This window comes from Salinibacterium sp. CAN_S4, assembly GCF_015752305.1.
In the GTDB taxonomy this organism is placed as follows: domain Bacteria; phylum Actinomycetota; class Actinomycetes; order Actinomycetales; family Microbacteriaceae; genus Rhodoglobus.
This window is the reverse complement of record NZ_JADOVB010000001.1, coordinates 578,852-596,543: the sequence shown is the minus strand read 5'-3', so window position 1 is coordinate 596,543 and position 17,692 is coordinate 578,852. Positions and strand designations below refer to the sequence as shown.

15 protein-coding genes are annotated in these 17,692 nt (G+C 62.9%); 14 read left to right on the top strand and 1 reads right to left on the bottom strand.

The annotated features are described in order from the left end of the window. The 9 genes from IWX81_RS03010 to rpsA all read left to right on the top strand — a co-directional run bounded on the left by IWX81_RS03010 (position 1) and on the right by rpsA (position 8,341). Positions 1–1,260, top strand: coding sequence for a PTS transporter subunit EIIC (locus tag IWX81_RS03010; protein WP_199279772.1), 1,260 nt, complete (start codon positions 1–3; stop codon positions 1,258–1,260). 31 nt (positions 1,261–1,291) lie between these two features. Then, on the top strand, positions 1,292–1,600 hold the full coding sequence (locus tag IWX81_RS03005; RefSeq protein WP_199279771.1) for a PTS lactose transporter subunit IIB: 309 nt from the start codon (positions 1,292–1,294) through the stop codon (positions 1,598–1,600). Then, positions 1,600–2,070 carry a PTS sugar transporter subunit IIA gene (locus IWX81_RS03000; RefSeq protein ID WP_199279770.1) on the top strand — a complete coding sequence of 157 codons (471 nt, stop codon included), beginning with the start codon at positions 1,600–1,602 and terminating at the stop codon, positions 2,068–2,070. Before IWX81_RS03005 ends, IWX81_RS03000 begins: the two co-directional genes overlap by 1 nt. Continuing rightward, entirely contained in the window at positions 2,067–3,107 is a 1,041-nt protein-coding gene (locus IWX81_RS02995; RefSeq protein ID WP_199279769.1) for a zinc-dependent dehydrogenase, read from the top strand. Before IWX81_RS03000 ends, IWX81_RS02995 begins: the two co-directional genes overlap by 4 nt. Positions 3,108–3,115: 8 nt before the next feature. Next, positions 3,116–3,385: an HPr family phosphocarrier protein gene (locus tag IWX81_RS02990; protein WP_199279768.1), complete on the top strand. Its 270-nt coding sequence runs from the start codon at positions 3,116–3,118 to the stop codon at positions 3,383–3,385. Between the two features lie 36 nt (positions 3,386–3,421). Then, a complete protein-coding gene (locus IWX81_RS02985; protein WP_199279767.1) occupies positions 3,422–5,143 on the top strand; it encodes a DUF885 domain-containing protein in 1,722 nt (573 codons plus the stop codon). Beyond that, positions 5,140–5,769 carry a DUF4166 domain-containing protein gene (locus IWX81_RS02980; protein ID WP_199279766.1) on the top strand — a complete coding sequence of 210 codons (630 nt, stop codon included), beginning with the start codon at positions 5,140–5,142 and terminating at the stop codon, positions 5,767–5,769. Before IWX81_RS02985 ends, IWX81_RS02980 begins: the two co-directional genes overlap by 4 nt. Then, the gene (locus IWX81_RS02975; protein ID WP_199279765.1) at positions 5,762–6,730 is read left to right on the top strand and encodes an epimerase; all 969 of its coding nucleotides are present in this window, start codon (positions 5,762–5,764) and stop codon (positions 6,728–6,730) included. Before IWX81_RS02980 ends, IWX81_RS02975 begins: the two co-directional genes overlap by 8 nt. Positions 6,731–6,877: 147 nt before the next feature. Further along, the gene (gene rpsA / locus IWX81_RS02970) at positions 6,878–8,341 is read left to right on the top strand and encodes a 30S ribosomal protein S1 (RefSeq protein WP_199279764.1); all 1,464 of its coding nucleotides are present in this window, start codon (positions 6,878–6,880) and stop codon (positions 8,339–8,341) included. 104 nt (positions 8,342–8,445) lie between these two features. On the opposite strand, the gene IWX81_RS02965 is transcribed toward rpsA, so the two are convergent. Next, positions 8,446–9,048, bottom strand: coding sequence for a DUF4126 domain-containing protein (locus IWX81_RS02965; RefSeq protein WP_199279763.1), 603 nt, complete (start codon positions 9,046–9,048; stop codon positions 8,446–8,448). A 56-nt stretch (positions 9,049–9,104) separates the two neighbouring features. Here IWX81_RS02965 and coaE point away from each other — a divergent pair, with 56 nt between their 5' ends. The 5 genes from coaE (at position 9,105) to rapZ (ending at position 17,648) form a co-directional block, all read left to right on the top strand. Beyond that, positions 9,105–9,722, top strand: a complete 618-nt coding sequence (gene coaE, locus IWX81_RS02960) for a dephospho-CoA kinase (RefSeq protein WP_199279762.1) — start codon at positions 9,105–9,107, stop codon at positions 9,720–9,722. 31 nt (positions 9,723–9,753) lie between these two features. Beyond that, positions 9,754–11,826: an excinuclease ABC subunit UvrB gene (uvrB, locus tag IWX81_RS02955; protein ID WP_199279761.1), complete on the top strand. Its 2,073-nt coding sequence runs from the start codon at positions 9,754–9,756 to the stop codon at positions 11,824–11,826. A 126-nt stretch (positions 11,827–11,952) separates the two neighbouring features. Then, entirely contained in the window at positions 11,953–14,835 is a 2,883-nt protein-coding gene (gene uvrA, locus IWX81_RS02950) for an excinuclease ABC subunit UvrA (RefSeq protein ID WP_199280415.1), read from the top strand. Between the two features lie 27 nt (positions 14,836–14,862). Next, the gene (uvrC, locus tag IWX81_RS02945) at positions 14,863–16,746 is read left to right on the top strand and encodes an excinuclease ABC subunit UvrC (RefSeq protein ID WP_199279760.1); all 1,884 of its coding nucleotides are present in this window, start codon (positions 14,863–14,865) and stop codon (positions 16,744–16,746) included. A gap of 26 nt (positions 16,747–16,772) precedes the next feature. After that, the gene (rapZ, locus tag IWX81_RS02940) at positions 16,773–17,648 is read left to right on the top strand and encodes an RNase adapter RapZ (RefSeq protein WP_199279759.1); all 876 of its coding nucleotides are present in this window, start codon (positions 16,773–16,775) and stop codon (positions 17,646–17,648) included. The last annotated feature ends 44 nt before the right edge of the window (positions 17,649–17,692 follow it).

The window sequence follows — 17,692 nt, the reverse complement described above, 5'->3', positions numbered from 1 at the left end:
ATGAGCGATTTCACCCCAACGCCCACCGGTACCGGTGCGCGCGCACGAGTCCAACGAGGAGGTGCATTCCTCGCCGGTATGGTGATGCCGAACCTCGGCGCCTTCATCGCGTTCGGCCTCATCACCGCACTGTTCATCCCGACGGGATGGATCAACCTCATCGCGGGCCGTGTGGTCGATGGCGAGTCCGTTGACCCGCTGCTGATCACGACACAGATCACCACGGTTGTCGGGCCGCTGATCAACATCCTCATCCCGATCCTGATCGGCTACACCGGTGGAAAGATGATCCACGGAACCCGCGGCGCGGTTGTCGGCGCTGTGGCTACCATCGGCGCAATGCTCGCTCCGGTCGCTCTGAAGCTCGCTCCTTCCGCATTGAACGGTGCAGAAGCGGCGACCCCGCCTACCAATATTTCGGAAATCGGTTCGGCGATCCTGGCGGCGCTCGTCATCGGGCCCATTGCCGGTCTTGCGATGAAGGGATGGGACCGTTTCATCGACGGCAAAGTCCGTGGCGGATTCGAGATGCTCGTCGACAACTTCTCCGCTGGCATCATCGGTGGGGTTTTCGCGGTCATCGGCCTCTACGTCATCGGCCCGCTCACGTTCCTGATCAGCCAGGGACTGGGTCTCGCTGTCAACGCGCTCGTTGAAGCACGACTGCTCCCGCTCGTGTCGATCATCATCGAGCCGGCGAAGGTGCTGTTCCTGAACAACGCTCTAAACCACGGCGTGCTCACGCCGATCGGCGCAGCCCAGGCTGGCGAGACCGGCCAGTCGATCATGTTCATGCTCGAGTCGAACCCCGGCCCCGGCCTCGGTATCCTCACGGCCATGCTCCTCTTCGGCCCGCGCGCCATCCGCCCGACCGTTCCGGCCGCCATGGTCGTGCACTTCCTCGGGGGAATCCACGAGATCTACTTCCCGTACGTCCTCATGAAGCCGATCCTCGTGATCGCCGCCATTCTCGGTGGAGCAGCCGGCGTCATGTGGGAAGTCATCTTCAACCTGGGCCTTGTCGCCCCGGCATCTCCTGGCAGCATCTTTGCCTGGATCCTGGTGTCGCCGCCCGACAAGCTCGCGCTGAACATGGTCGGTATCGTGATTGCTGCCGCAGTCGCTGCCATCGCCGGTTCGTTCCTTCTCGGATTCGGACGTAAGGAAAGTGCAACGGATGCTGCGATCGATCTCGAAGCAGCCAGGGAATCCAGCGCCGAAAACAAGCGTGCCGGCACAACCGCGCCGACTTCGGCGTAGCCTCAAAAAGACACGATAAAAGGAGTAAGACATGGCAACCATCGACGGATCAAGCATCAAAAAGCTGATCGTTGCATGCGACGCGGGGATGGGCAGCAGCGTCATGCTCGCCTCGACGCTCAAGAAGCAACTTGCGAAGAGTGGGATCACTGTCGAGCACTCGCCAGTGGCCAACATTCCCAGCGACGCCGATGTCGTCGTCACCCAGACTGGATTGGCCGACCGGGCCCGGGGCGTCGTCCCCAATATCCCGGTTGTGCCCTTCCAGCTCTTCCTGGGTGACCCGAAGATCGCCAAGCTCGTGAAGGCGATCCAGAACGGCGAGACGGTGGAACTCTGATGTCAGCCGAGAGCACTCCTCTCTCAGAACTGCTTGCGGAGGCGTCGATCACCCTCGATGCCTCCGCGAGCAGTCGCGACGACGCTATCCGCCAGGCCGGTGCAGGCCTCATGGCGGTGGGCGCGATCGATGAGTCGTACATCGACGCCATGATCGATCGTGAAAACTCGGTCTCGACGTTCATGGGCGAGGGAGTCGCTATTCCTCACGGAACTCTTGCAGCGAAGGATTCAGTGAAGTCGGACGCGCTGTCGCTCGTCCGATTCCCTGACGGCGTCGACTGGGACGGCAACGATGTCCGACTCGCTTTCGGTATCGCCGCGAAGGGCAACGGGCATATCGCCCTGCTGTCTCAGCTGGCGACCGTGCTGATGGATCCGGAAAAGGCAGCCGCGCTCCGCGCGGCCACCACGACCGAGCAGGTCTACGCGCTTTTGGAGTCCGAGGACGAGGACGACGAGAACACGTGAAGGTAGCGAGGTTCTACGCCCCGGGTGACATCCGCCTCGAGGACGCCGACGAGCCACAGGTGTCGGCGGGCGAGGTCAAGATCCGGGTGCGCAATTGCTCGACGTGTGGAACCGACGTCAAGATCTCGACGTCGGGCCATCCGAATATGAGTGCGCCCCAGATCATGGGTCATGAAATCGCGGGCGAGATCGTTGATGTCGGCGCTGGTGTCGACGGCTGGTCGGCGGGCGATCGCGTGCAGGTCATCGCCGCCATCCCGGACGGAAGCTGCGACGATTGTCTCGCCGGTCACGAGACCATCTGTCCCCACCAGCTCTCGATGGGCTATCAGTTCCCCGGTGGTTTCGCCGAGTTCATGATCGTGCCCCGCGAAGTGTTGGCGGTTGATGGGCTGAACCGGATTCCGGACGGACTGGGGTTCGCCGAGGCCTCCCTCGCCGAACCGCTCGCCTGCGTTCTCAACGGCCAGGAGCTGGCGCGGGTGGGGGCTGGCGACACGGTGGTGGTCATGGGATCTGGTCCGATCGGCTGCCTGCACGTTCGACTCGCGAGGTCGCGCGGCGCGGGCCGGGTCATCCTCATCGACATCAACGCGGCACGACTCGCCGAGGCCGCGGTGATCGTGAAGCCGGACCTGACTATCGTCTCGAGCGAAACCGATCCGGTCGAGGCGGTTCTGGCGGCGACGGATGGTCGTGGAGCAGACGTCGTGATCACGGCGGCGGCGTCGGGTGCGGCACAGGAGCAGGGGCTTCGGATGCTGGCGAGACGGGGTCGATTGAGCCTGTTCGGCGGCCTCCCTAGAGACCGTCCCACGATCACCGTCGACTCGAACCTCGTGCATTACCGCGAACTGACGATCGTCGGCGTCAATGGATCCAGCCCCGCTCATAACAAGCGGGCACTTCAGCTCATCGCCTCCGGCGACGTCGTGGTCAGCGACCTGATCACCCACACACTTCCCCTTGACAGGCTTCTCGACGCGATCGATATCGTGGCGAGAGGCGAAGCAATCAAAGTAACCATCGAACCGTAGGAGCAGTCATGGCAGAGAAAACAGTCACAGTAGCGTCGAGCGTCGGACTGCACGCCCGTCCGGCATCTCTTTTCGCCCAGGCCGCGGCCAAGGTCGGCGTCCCCGTGCAGTTGTCGTCGGCCGCGGGCAAGAGCGTCAATGCTGCGAGCATCCTCGGTGTGCTGTCGCTAGGTATAGGTCACGGCGAAAAGGTCACCCTCACCGCTGAGGGCGAAGGGGCAGAGGCTGCCCTCGACACCCTCGCAGCACTGCTGAACACCGATCTCGACAAGGAGTAACTACTCCAGGGGGTCGGTCGTGAGTAGTCTCGAATCATGACAGATTCTCCAGCAGACTCACGTCCGACCACCCCCGGTGCGCGCCCACAGACCGAGATCGACCGCATCGCGGAGCAATGGGTCGTCACCATGGCCGAGCTCGATCCGTCCATCGCGACGTGGATCGGTATGCCCGGAAAACTCGACGAGTACGAGGACCTGTCTCCCGCCGGTCACGGCAAGTACATCGACGAAGCGAAGAAGGTTCTTTCCCAGCTGGATGCAGCGACCGAGGTCGATGACGTCGACTGGGTGACCAGGACCGACCTCAGCAGCTCGATCCGCCTCGACATCGAGTCCAGTGATGCCGGGCTGTGGATGCGCGACGTGAACGTCATCGCGAGCCCCGCCCAGGGCATCCGGGACATCCTGGACCTGATGCCCACCGATACGGAGCAGAACTGGGTGGATATCACCGGTCGCCTCACCAACCTTCCCGTCGCCATCGAGGGATACATCGAGACGCTCAGGCTCGGCATCGAGAACGGGGTCACCCCCGCGAAGCGCCAGGTGCGTGAGGTCATCGACCAGGCTCGCAAACATGCGGCGGCTGATGGCTTCTTCCATGGCTTCGCCGCGGGAGCGACCCTTGGAGGCGCCGATCGGCTGCCGGAGTCCCTCGCCGCGGATCTCGGACGGGGAGCAGCAGTCTCCGCGGCCGCGTACGATGCGCTGGCCGACTTTTTGACCGACGAACTCCTGCCCGCTGCGCAGGAGCAGGACGCTGTGGGTCACGAGATCTATGCCCTGCAATCCCGGCACTTTCTCGGCGCCACCATCGACCTCGATGAAACCTATGAGTGGGGCATCGAAGAACTCGCCCGCATGGTCGACGAACAGGAATCCATCGCGCACGAGATCAAGCCCGGCGCGTCGGTGCTCGAAGCCATCGAGATCCTCGATGGGGACGTCTCTCGCAAGCTGCACGGCACGAAAGCGCTCCAGGAGTGGATGCAGCAACTCAGCGATAACGCTGTCGAAGAGCTGTCACGCAGCCACTTCGACATCCCGGATCCCGTCAAGCGACTCGAGTGCATGATCGCCCCCACCCAGGAGGGAGGCATCTACTACACCAGCCCGAGCGACGACTTCTCGAGAGCAGGTCGGATGTGGTGGTCAGTTCCCGAGGGTGTTACCGAGTTCGACACCTGGCGCGAGACCACCACGGTGTATCACGAGGGGGTTCCCGGCCATCACCTGCAGCTGGGCCAGGCCGTCTACAACCGCGCCAGGCTCAACACCTGGCGCCGCCAGCTGGCCGGCACCTCGGGTCACGCAGAGGGCTGGGCTCTGTACGCGGAACGGCTCATGCAGGATCTCGGGTACCTCGACGACCCCGGTGACAGGCTCGGAATGCTCGACGGCCAGCGGATGCGCGCCGCGAGGGTTGTGCTCGACATCGGTGTGCACCTCGGCAAGCCGCGACTCGACGGCACTGGCGTGTGGGACTGGGACTATGCGCTCGACTTCATGGGCAAGAACGTGAACATGAACGAACAGTTCGTGCGTTTCGAGGTCAACCGGTACTTCGGATGGCCGGGGCAGGCGCCCGCATACAAGGTAGGACAGCGCATCTGGGAGCAGATCCGTGACCAGTACAAGGCCGCGGAGGGGGAATCCTTCGACATCAAGGAGTTCCACCGCAAGGCACTCGACATCGGGGGAGTGGGGCTCGACACGCTTCGTGCGGCACTCAGCACGCCCGCAGGGGAGCGGTGAGCCGCCTCTCACCCTGGGAGCGAGTGCTCGGCAGCGAGATCGCCGAACTGGATCCGCCACTCCGGAGGTATTTCGGTGCCATTCCGCCGGGGAGCGTGGGGCGCGCGAGCGGTACCTTCGACACCGTCGGAACACCACGCCGCTGGCTCTGGCCTGTTCTGGCCCTGCTGGCCATGGATGGCGTGATGTTCCCTGTGTGGGAGCGATCCGTTGTGTTCTCCGTGGAGAACAGGTCCACCGAACATGGGTCGATCGTGGCGCGACGGACATTCCACTTCGACTCGGGCGACCGGGTCATGGTCGATGAGATCGGCGTGACGAGGAACGGGCTGGTCGATCGACTGGGTCGCCTCGGTGTGGTGACGGCGAGATTGACAGCAGAAGTCGAGGATGGCCGGCTGGAGCTGCGCTCGACTCTCGCGGCCCTGCGACTCGGTCCCGTCCGGCTGTCGCTGGGTCCACTCTCTCCGAGAGTGACCCTGGTCGAGCGGGCGATGGGTGGCCTGCAGCACGTGTCACTGATTCTCGATGCGCCATGGCTCGGGCGACTCTACGAATACAGGGGTTCGTTTACTTACGAGATCGAACCCGACGAGATACGGCCCGACGGGACAGAACATGGCTGAACGTATCGTCATCGCAGGGGCATCCGGGTTCATCGGCACTTATCTGGCCGATCGCTATCGCACACAGGGCGCCACCGTCAGCCTCATCGGCCGTCGCGGCGCCGATGCGCGATGGGGTGACACGGCCGCCATAACCGGTCTCATCGATGGCGCCTCGGTGCTGATCAATATGGCCGGCAAGAGCGTGAACTGCCGCTACACCGACGAGAATCGCGCTGAGATCATGCGATCGCGTGTCGAGACCACGCGCGAGCTGTCTGACGCGATCACCCGCTGTGTCGTTCCCCCGCCCCTCTGGATCAACTCATCGACGGCCACCATCTACCGACATGCGGAGGATCGGGCCATGACCGAGAGTACCGGCGAGATCGGCACGGGTTTCTCGGTGGGAATCGCGACGGCGTGGGAACGGGAGCTGATGGCTGCGGAGCTGCCGGGGACGCGTCGCGTCGCGCTGAGGATGGCGATCGTGCTCGGTGACGGCAGCGCGCTTGTACCGTTGATCCGGTTGGCCAGGTTCGGCCTCGGTGGGGCCCAACTCGACGGTCGGTGGTTCAGCACAAAGGCACGACAGGCCGCGGGAACGTTCCACGAATTCAGGGCCAAGGGTGGCAAACAGAAATTCAGCTGGATCCACATCGAGGATGTGTACGGCATCATCGAGTTCATCAGGGCCGACGAGAAGCTGAGCGGGCCTGTCAATGCCAGCGCACCACATCCCACAGACAACGTCTCGATGATGGCGACCCTGCGCCGGGTGCTCGGTGTCGGGATCGGCATCCCTGCGCCACGATTCCTGCTCGAGATCGGCACCGCACTGATCGGGACCGAGACCGAGCTCGTGCTCAAGAGCCGCTGGGTGGTGCCGGAGACGGTGCTCGACGCCGGCTACAGGTTCGAGCATCCTGAACTGGAGCCAGCACTGCGGCAGATCATCTCCGGGCGAGCGACACGGCATTAGCGACAAGAAACTGTCGGGTGGCACCGCAGACCCAGTCGCGATAGGCTGGAATGTCGCATTCGCGGCAATAATCCGCATGCCCTGGCTATTTCTCTACTGCACCACGAGCCAGCGGCCCAATCCAGTCCATACCGGAGCAACTACTACATGACAATCGTAACGACCGACAAGGCACCCAAGCAGGTCGCCATCAATGACATCGGATCTGCTGAAGACTTTCTCGCCGCGGTCGAAAAGACGCTGAAGTTTTTCAACGACGGAGACCTCATCGAGGGAACCGTCGTCAAGATCGACCGTGACGAGGTTCTCCTCGACGTCGGTTACAAGACCGAGGGTGTCATCCCCTCCCGCGAACTCTCGATCAAGCACGACGTGGACCCGACTGAGGTCGTCCAGGTCGGCGACACCGTCGAAGCACTCGTTCTCCAGAAGGAGGACAAAGAGGGCCGCCTCATCCTCTCCAAGAAGCGCGCGCAGTACGAGCGTGCGTGGGGCGATGTCGAGAAGATCAAGGAAGCCGATGGCGTCGTGACCGGTTCGGTCATCGAGGTCGTCAAGGGTGGACTTATCGTCGACATCGGACTCCGTGGATTCCTGCCGGCGTCGCTGATCGAGCTGCGCCGCGTCCGCGACCTCACGCCGTACCTCGGCCAGGAGATCGAGGCCAAGATCCTCGAACTCGACAAGAACCGCAACAACGTTGTGCTTTCGCGTCGCGCCCTCCTCGAGCAGACCCAGAGCGAGAGCCGTACGACCTTCCTCAACAACCTCGCCAAGGGCCAGGTTCGCAAGGGTGTCGTCTCCTCGATCGTCAACTTCGGTGCGTTCGTCGACCTCGGCGGAGTGGACGGACTCGTTCACGTGTCCGAGCTGTCGTGGAAGCACATCGAGCACGCCTCAGAGGTTGTCGAGGTTGGCCAGGAAGTCACAGTCGAGATCCTCGAGGTCGACCTCGAGCGCGAGCGCGTGTCGCTGTCGCTCAAGGCCACCCAGGAAGACCCGTGGCAGGTCTTCGCTCGCACGCACGCAATCGGCCAGGTTGCTCCCGGAAGGGTCACGAAGCTCGTCCCCTTCGGCGCGTTCGTTCGCGTTGCCGAAGGCATCGAGGGCCTCGTGCACATCTCCGAGCTGTCGGGCAAGCACGTCGAGCTCGCCGAGCAGGTCGTGTCGGTCAACGACGAGGTCTTCGTCAAGGTCATCGACATCGACCTCGAGCGTCGCCGCATTTCGCTGTCGCTCAAGCAGGCGAACGATGGCGTCGACCCCGAGGGCACAGAGTTCGACCCGGCACTCTACGGAATGCTCACCGAGTACGACGACCAGGGCAACTACAAGTACCCGGATGGTTTCGACCCGGAGACCAACGAGTGGAAAGAGGGCTTCGAGACCCAACGCGAGAAGTGGGAGCAGGACTACGCTGCAGCCCAGGAGCGTTGGGAGCAGCACAAGAAGCAGGTTGCCGCCGCCGCCCTCCAGGAGGACATGCCCAACACGGGCGTTCCCGCCGGGGCATCATCGTTCGGAAGCGACGAGACGCCTGCTGGCGCCGGAACGCTCGCCGACGACGAGGCGCTTGCCGCTCTTCGCGAGAAGCTGAGCAACAACTCCTAATCGAGTAGCCCACCAGGGCGCACCACGAATGGCCGGTCTCCTCGGAGGCCGGCCATTCGTCGTTTCGCGGCGTCCGAACTGGTGCCCAGGCCGGACGCTGCGCGCTAGATGCGTATGGCGCGGGACTCGGCTCGGCGACGTCGGGATCGCCTGAAGAGTGCGACGAATCCCACGAGAAGCCCGCCGAGCGCCGCGATCACGAGCACCGGCATCAGCAGGGCAAGCATGCTCAGGATGACGCTGCTCACGTCCTCGAGGGTGCTCACCACGGGTGCGGCGACTCCCGCGGTGGCCGCGTTCATTGCGGGCCTGACGACCATCTTCGTCGCGTGGACGGCGAGCGCGAGGAGGATTCCCGTGGCAATGGGAACCCACGCATTCGAACTGAAGAAGGTAGCGGGATCGGTGACGACCGTGGTTTCCGACGTAGACCCCGTGCCGAAGGCTATTCCACCCGCCGCTGGACGGACGATGGTCTGGATCCAGTCGTTGATCGAGTCGACCACGGGGATCTTGTCAGCGACGATCTCGATGACCAGCAGCACGGCGAGAATCACGAGTACCCAGTCGTTGGAGAGCCAGGCCCAGGCTGGAGGCAATTGCACGACCTCGATGAAGCGGCCGGCGAGTCCGAGGATGAGCAGCGGGATGTAGGCGTTGAGGCCCGCCGCAACAGCTAATCCGGTTCCCGTCAGGATCTCGAACATGAGCACCAACCCTCCACAGCAGACGTTATCAGTCCAGCCGCCGATAGCATGGGGTCGTGTATCTGATGGGGCTTACCGGGGGAATAGCATCCGGAAAATCCGTCGTCGCCCGACGGCTTGCCGAACACGGCGCCGTGGTCGTGGATGCCGACCAGGTTGCGCGTGAGGTGGTCGAGCCGGGCACTCCGGGCCTCGCCGCCATCGCCGCGGAGTTCGGTGACGATGTGATCGGCACTGACGGGTCGCTCGACCGCGCTGCTCTCGGCGCGCTGATCTTCGGTGACCCGGGAAAGCGTGCCATCCTCAATGGAATAACCCATCCAGCGGTCTACGCCGCTTCCCAGCAGCAGTTCGCCGCAGCAGCGGCCGCAGACCCTGGAGCGATCGTCGTCTACGACGTGCCGTTGCTGGCAGAAGGTACGCGGGCCGGGGACTTCGACCTCGTCGTCGTCGTCCAGGCCAGTGCAGAGACACGGACCCATCGCATGATCGAACTGCGGGGTTACTCCCGCGAGGACGCGCTCAGGCGAATCGGTGCGCAGGCATCGGATGCCGAGCGGCTGGCCATCGCAGATGTCGTCATCGACAGCAACGGAACGCTCGAAGAGACGATGGCGCAGGCGGATCGACTGTGGGCTGACGTCACCTCTTCCGCCGAGAGCAAACATCGGTAGGGATGTCGGTAGCCGTGCCTAAGCTTGAAGCATGGAACCCACACGCTCGGTGCGACCGTTCGAGGTCGTCAGCGAGTACATCCCGAGCGGCGACCAGCCGCAGGCGATCGCTGAACTCGCGCAGAGAATCAACGCTGGCGAGACCGACGTCGTGCTCCTCGGTGCCACAGGCACGGGCAAGTCGGCAACCACGGCCTGGCTGATAGAGCAGGTACAGCGACCCACCCTCGTGTTGTCGCACAATAAGACGCTCGCGGCCCAGCTCGCGAACGAATTCCGCGACCTGATGCCGAACAATGCCGTCGAGTACTTCGTGTCGTACTACGACTACTACCAGCCAGAGGCGTACATCCCGCAGACAGATACCTTCATCGAGAAGGACTCGTCGATCAACGCCGAAGTCGAGAGGCTGCGGCACTCGACGACGAACTCGCTGCTCAGTCGCCGCGACGTCGTGGTCGTGTCCACAGTGTCGTGCATCTATGGCCTGGGCGCGGCCGAGTCGTACCTCGAGGCCATGGTCGCGCTGCAGGTGGGCCAGAAGATCGACAGGGAGACGCTCATCCGGCGCTTCGTCTCGATGCAGTACCAGCGCAACGACTACGACTTCTCGCGCGGCACGTTCAGGGTGCGAGGCGACACCATCGAGATCATCCCGGTGTACGAAGAGCTCGCGATCCGCATCGAGATGTTCGGCAACGAGATCGAGGCGATCTATGCGCTGCATCCGCTCACCGGCGATGTCGTCAGGACGATGGATGCCGTCTCGGTCTTCCCCGGTACCCACTACGCGGCCAGCCCCGCCACCATCCAGCGCGCCATCGTGACGATCCAGGAGGAGCTCGCCGAACGCCTGCAGGAATTCGAGCGCCAGGGCAAGCTGCTCGAGGCGCAGCGGTTGCGAATGCGCACCACCTTCGACATCGAGATGATGGAGCAGATCGGATTCTGCAACGGCATCGAGAACTACTCGAGGCATATGGATGGTCGGCAGCCCGGCGAAGCGCCGCACTGCCTCCTCGACTATTTCGCGGAAGACTTCCTCGTCGTCATCGACGAATCCCACGTCACTGTGCCGCAGATCGGTGCGATGTACGAGGGGGATGCCTCCCGCAAACGCACTCTCGTCGAGCACGGTTTCAGGCTCCCGAGTGCCATGGACAATCGCCCGCTCAAATGGGAAGAATTCCTGAACCGGGTGGGCCAAAAGGTCTACCTCTCTGCGACACCGGGCAAGTACGAAATGGGCATCACGGATTCGGTGGTCGAGCAGGTCATCCGTCCGACCGGTCTCGTCGACCCGCAGATTCTCGTCAAACCCTCGAAGGGCCAGATCGATGACCTGCTCGAGCAGATTCGGTTGAGGGTCGACAGGAATGAGCGTGTGCTCGTCACTACCCTCACGAAAAAGATGGCCGAGGAGCTCACCGAGTTCCTCGGGGAGCACGGAGTCAGGGTCCGATACCTGCACTCCGATGTCGACACGCTCCGTCGCGTCGAGCTTCTGACCGAGTTGCGGCAGGGTGTGTATGACGTCCTCGTCGGCATCAACCTGCTCCGAGAAGGACTCGACCTGCCAGAGGTGTCTCTCGTCGCCATCCTCGATGCGGACAAGGAGGGGTTCCTGCGGTCGGGGACGTCCCTCATCCAGACCATCGGTCGAGCCGCCCGCAACGTCTCCGGTGAAGTGCACATGTATGCAGACCGCATCACCGATTCGATGGCCAAGGCCATCGATGAGACTACGCGTCGTCGCGACAAGCAGATCGCGTACAACCTCGAGAGAGGCATCGATCCTCAGCCCCTGCGCAAGAAGATCGCCGACATCACCGATCAGATCATGCGAGAGGCGAGCGATACCGCTGCGGTCCTCGCGGGCAAATCCGATTCGAGCCGTAAGCGCGCACCTACGCCGAATCTCAAGCGTGAGGGTCGTGCCGCGGCCGGTGGCAATGACCTCGAGAAGATCATCTTCGAACTCAACGAGCAGATGCTCCAGGCCGCCGGCGAGCTCAAGTTCGAGCTCGCGGGGAGGTTGCGCGACGAGATCCAGGACCTGAAAAAAGAACTGCGCCAGATGGAGCAGGCGGGCCACCTGACCTAGGCCGTCGCCGCAGCGAGCCCCGTGGAACGCCGTCAACCCCCATCGCCGTCACAGTCCGATGTCGGTGGCATCCGTAGAATGTAGAGAGTGTCAATTACTGAAATCGAAGAGCTTGATGAGAGCACGATGCTCGGTGCCACCGAGGCAAAGGGCGCGCCCAACGGCACGCTGAGCGTCCGCGGAGCGCGGGTGCACAACCTGCAGAACGTCGACCTCGAGATCCCGCGCGATTCGCTCGTGGTGTTCACAGGCCTGTCGGGTTCCGGCAAGTCGAGCCTCGCCTTCGACACGATCTTCGCCGAGGGGCAGCGCCGATACGTCGAGTCCCTCTCCGCCTACGCGCGGCAGTTTCTCGGCCAGGTCGACCGCCCGGATGTCGACTTCATCGAGGGGCTGAGCCCCGCGGTATCCATCGACCAGAAGTCCACCAACCGCAACCCCCGGTCGACGGTCGGAACCATCACCGAGATCTACGACTACATGCGACTGCTGTGGGCCAGAATCGGCGTTCCACACTGCCCCGAATGCGGGGAGCTCATTTCCCGGCAAAGCGTGCAGCAGATTGCCGACCAGCTGATGACCCTCGAGTCCGGCACGCGATACCAGATCGTGAGCCCGATCATCTCCCAGAAAAAGGGGGAGTTCGTCGACCTGTTCACCGAACTCGCGTCGACGGGATACTCGCGAGCTCTCGTCGACGGAGAGCAGATCCAGCTCAGCGATCCGCCGAAGCTCAAAAAGCAGTACAAGCACGACATCTCGGTCGTGGTCGACAGGCTCGTCGCCGGCGACGACATCCTCACCCGTCTTACCGACTCACTCGAAACCGCCCTTCGGCTCACCGACGGACTCGTCACGATCAACTATGTCGATCTCGAGGGCGACGGTGCCTGGCGCACCTTCTCCGAAAAGTTGTCGTGCCCGAATAACCACCCGCTGCAGCTCACGGAAATCGAGCCGCGCACGTTCTCGTTCAACGCGCCGTTCGGTGCCTGCCCGGAATGTTCAGGACTCGGCACCAGGATGTCCGTCGACGCAGACCTGTTGATCGCCGGAGACAGCGTAAGCCTCGCCGAAGGTGCCATCCTGCCCTGGACCAGCGCGGGCAAGGGGCTCTTCAACTATTTCGAGAAGTTGCTCGTCGGTCTCTCCCAGGATCTCGACTTCTCCCTGAACACCCCCTGGGGCGAACTGCCGGCGGAGACCCGCGAAGCGATCCTCCGAGGAAACAACTTCGAGGTCACGGTCAGGTGGAAGAACCGCTTCGGTCGTGAGATGAAGTACTCGACGGGCTTCGAGGGCGTCATCCCGTACATGGAGCGCAAGTATCTCGAGGCCGAAACCGACAGCCAGCGCCAGCGGGTTGCCGATTATCTCCGCGAAATCCCGTGCCCGGTCTGCGACGGCAAGCGCCTCAAGCCGGAAGTGCTCGCGGTGACCGTCGACGGTGTGAGCATCTCGGACATCTGCGAACTGAGCCTGCTCAACGCCTATGAGTTCATGAAGAACCTGCAGTTGTCTGCCAGGGACGCGAAGATCGCAGCTCAGGTGCTCCGCGAGATCCGCCTGCGGCTCGAGTTCCTGATCGAAGTGGGGCTCAGCTATCTCAACCTGATGCGCGCCGCGGCCACCCTCAGCGGTGGGGAAGCGCAGCGCATCCGTCTTGCAACCCAGATCGGTTCAGGGCTGACCGGCGTGCTGTATGTACTGGATGAGCCGAGCATCGGCCTTCACCAGCGCGACAACCGAAGGCTCATCGAGACGCTCGTCAAGCTGAAGAACCTCGGTAACACCCTCATCGTCGTAGAACACGATGAAGACACCATCAGAACCGCTGACTGGATCGTCGACATCGGTCCCGGCGCCGGCGAGCATGGCGGAATGGTCGTGCACTCGGGTTCGTACGAGGGGCTGCTAGCGAATCGCGAATCGATCACGGGGGACTACCTCGCAGGCCGCAGGTCCATCGAGACGCCGAAGAAGCGCAGGAAGATCGACAAGTCCCGCCAGGTCATCGTCGAAGGAGCCAGGGCTAACAACCTCAGAAACGTCACAGTCGCCTTCCCCCTCGGAGTACTGACCGCGGTCACAGGCGTCAGCGGGTCGGGCAAGTCGAGCCTGGTCAACGACATCCTGTACAAGGTTCTCGCCAACCAACTCAACGGTGCACGGCAGATCGCCGGTAAGCACACGAGGGTCACGGGCCTCGACAACCTCGACAAGGTCGTGCACGTCGACCAGGCACCGATCGGCCGTACGCCGCGATCGAACCCCGCAACGTATACGGGGGTGTTCGACAAGATCCGCACGCTGTTCTCCGAGACCGCCGATGCCAAGGCGCGGGGTTACCTTCCCGGCCGGTTCAGCTTCAACGTCAAGGGTGGCCGGTGCGAGAACTGCTCCGGTGACGGAACGATCAAGATCGAGATGAACTTCCTACCGGACGTCTACGTGGCGTGCGAGGTGTGCGGGGGAGCGAGGTACAACCGGGAGACCCTCGCTGTCAGGTACAAGAACAAGAACATCGCCGAAGTGCTCGATATGTCGATCAGCGAGGCTGCCGAGTTCTTCGAGGCGATCTCGTCCATCCACCGGTACCTCAGAACTCTGGAAGAGGTCGGGCTGGGTTATGTGCGGCTGGGCCAGAGTGCGACCACCCTGTCCGGAGGGGAGGCTCAGCGCGTGAAGCTCGCGACAGAACTTCAGCGACGTTCGATGGGGCGAAGCATCTACGTGCTGGACGAGCCGACCACCGGGCTCCATTTCGAGGATGTACGCAAGCTATTGATGGTGCTCAACGGGCTGGTCGACAAGGGCAATACGGTGATCGTCATCGAGCACAACCTCGACGTGATCAAGTCGGCGGACTGGTTGATCGACCTGGGTCCAGAGGGTGGCGCAGGTGGCGGCGAGGTGCTCTCGATCGGAACGCCGGAACAACTCGCGAAAGTGGAGGGCAGCCACACCGGCATGTTCCTCAAGGAGATGCTGGAAGGCAGTCGTGCTTAGTCCCTCCGGGGCCTGAGCGCGGTCGTCATGGCCACCACGGTCAGCTGGCGCCCCAAGGCCGGAGAGATACCCCAGCAACCCGGCGTGTACCGGTTCAGGGATGCCTCGTCGCGGGTGTTGTACGTCGGTAAGGCGAAGAACCTGCGGGCCAGGCTGAGCAACTATTTCGCCCCACTGAACTCGCTGCACGAACGCACGCGAAGGATGGTGCTGACGGCCTCGTCAGTGGAGTGGACAGTGGTCGGCAACGACTTCGAAGCGCTCCAACTCGAGTTCACCTGGATCAAGGAGTTCGATCCGCCGTTCAACGTGCAGTACAAGGACGATAAGTCCTACCCCTATTTGGCGATTACCCTCGGCGATCCCGTGCCTCGGGTGATGGTCACCCGCAATCGCTCCATCCCCAACGCTCGTTATTTCGGACCGTACAGCCGCGCGTGGGCGATCCGGGAAACCGTCGACATCATGCTCAAGGCGTTCCCGATGCGCAGTTGTTCTGAGACGACATTCAAACGGGCCCAGCAGACCGGACGACCGTGCCTGCTCGGAGACATCGGCAAGTGCGCCGCTCCCTGCGTGGGCCGCGTGACGCTCGAGGAACATAAGTCGATCTCACTGGATTTCGCGAGCTTCATGGGCGGGAACGACTCGAGGTACGTCACCACCATCACGAAGCGCATGAAAGAAGCGTCGGCGGCGATGGACTACGAATCTGCGGCTCGATACCGTGACCAGATCGGTGCGATGGAAACCGCCCTCGCGAAGAATGCCGTGGTGCTGGATGACGGGGTCGACGCCGATCTCTTCGGTATCGCACACGACGAACTCGCCGCGGCAGTGCAGCAGTTCATTGTGCGCGGAGGCCGCATCCGGGGTGTTCGAGGCTGGGTCGTCGATAAGGAGCTCGATGTCGAGCTGCCCGACCTCGTCGAATCGGTGCTCCAGAATGCCTACGAAGACGCCGTCCCTCCGCGAGACGTGTTCGTGCCGGCGCTTCCGGACGATGCTGCAGCGCTCGAGCGCTGGCTGGGGGAGTTGCGGGGCCCCGGATCCCGCGTGAAGATCGGTGTCGCGCGACGCGGGGACAAGGCGACGCTGTCGCAGACCGTGACCCAGAATGCGCAGAACGCCCTCATCCTCTATAAGACCCGACGCAGCGGTGACTTCGTGGCGCGGTCACAGGCGCTGGCCGACATCCAGGAAGCGCTTGGTATGGCGGATGCCCCGCTGCGCATGGAGTGCTACGACGTCTCGCACCTCAGCGGCACCAACATCGTCGCGTCGATGGTGGTCTTCGAAGACGGATTGCCTCGAAAAGACCAGTACAGGCGCTTCAGTATTCCCGAGTCGACCGACGACACCGAGTCGATCTACCAGACGCTGTCGAGGCGACTGGCGTACCTCAAAGAGCCAGAGAGCAGTCCTGTTGTCGAGGCCCTCGAGGACGCGGATGGCGTGGAGACGAAACGAAAGAAGTTTGCGTACCCACCCCAGCTTCTGATCGTGGATGGTGGGCAGCCACAGGTTGCCGCAGCGCAGAGGGCGCTCGATGATGCCGGCATCACGGGCATCCAGTTGTGCGGAATCGCGAAGCGACTGGAAGAGATCTGGCTGCCGGATTCGGATTTCCCGGTCATCCTTCCCCGCAACAGCGATGCGCTGTTCCTCATCCAGCGCATTCGCGACGAAGCCCACAGGTTCGCGATCAGCTACCAGAGGCAGAAGCGGCGAAACGATATCCAGTCCGTGCTCGCTGAGATTCCCGGTCTCGGTCCGGCACGAGTGCGCGAGATCCTGAAGCATTTCGGCTCGGTAGCGAAGCTGAAAGAAGCCGATGTGGACGAGGTGGCGCTCGTCAAAGGAATCGGCCCAGCGCTGGCAGCGATCGTGGTCGAGCGGCTCCAGTCGTGACGACCTGCCGCTAGTCTTGGTTCACGATGCCCCCCGCGCTTGATCACCAGGAGATGCTCATTGTCACCGGTATGTCCGGTGCAGGTCGATCGACTGTCGCCAATGCCCTGGAAGATCTGGGGTGGTACGTCGTTGATAATCTCCCTCCCCAGATGTTGGTGCCGCTGGCCGAACTCGCTCAGAAGGCCGGGGACTCCCTTCCTCGGATCGCAGCGGTCGTCGACGTTCGAGGCGGCCGACTGTTCGCCGATGCTCTCGATGCCTTCGAATCCCTACGTGACAGCATCGTCATGCGCGTGCTGTTCCTGGATGCCACGGATGCCGCACTCGTGCGTCGCTTCGAGCAGGTGCGGCGGCCGCACCCGTTGCAGGGGGATGGCACTCCGCTGGACGGAATCGCGGCAGAGCGTGAGCGGATGGCGGAACTCCGGTCCACCAGCGACATCGTCATCGACACATCCGAACTTAATATCCACCAGCTCACCACGATCATCGCCGAGCGATTCTCCACGGCCGACACTGCCGGACTGATGATCACTGTCGAGAGCTTCGGCTACAAGTACGGCCTCCCGGCTGACGCGGATCTTGTCGCGGACTGCCGGTTCCTGCCGAACCCTTTCTGGATTCCCGCACTGAAGACGCTCAATGGCCAGGACGCCGACGTGCGAGAATATGTTCTCGCGCAAGAAGGAGCGGCGGATTTCGTCGCCAACTACGCGAAAGCGATGGAACCGGTGTTTGCCGGTTTCCAACGCGAAAACAAACGGCATGCCACGATCGCCATCGGCTGCACCGGCGGCAAGCACCGCTCAGTCGCGGTTGCGGAAGAGCTCGCGGGGTTACTGAGAGGCTTCCCCGGGGTAGTCGTCAACGTCAAACATCGCGACCTCGGGCGCGAGTGACCAGGCCGCAACATCATCATGTTGCGAGCCCCATGAACGAAGGA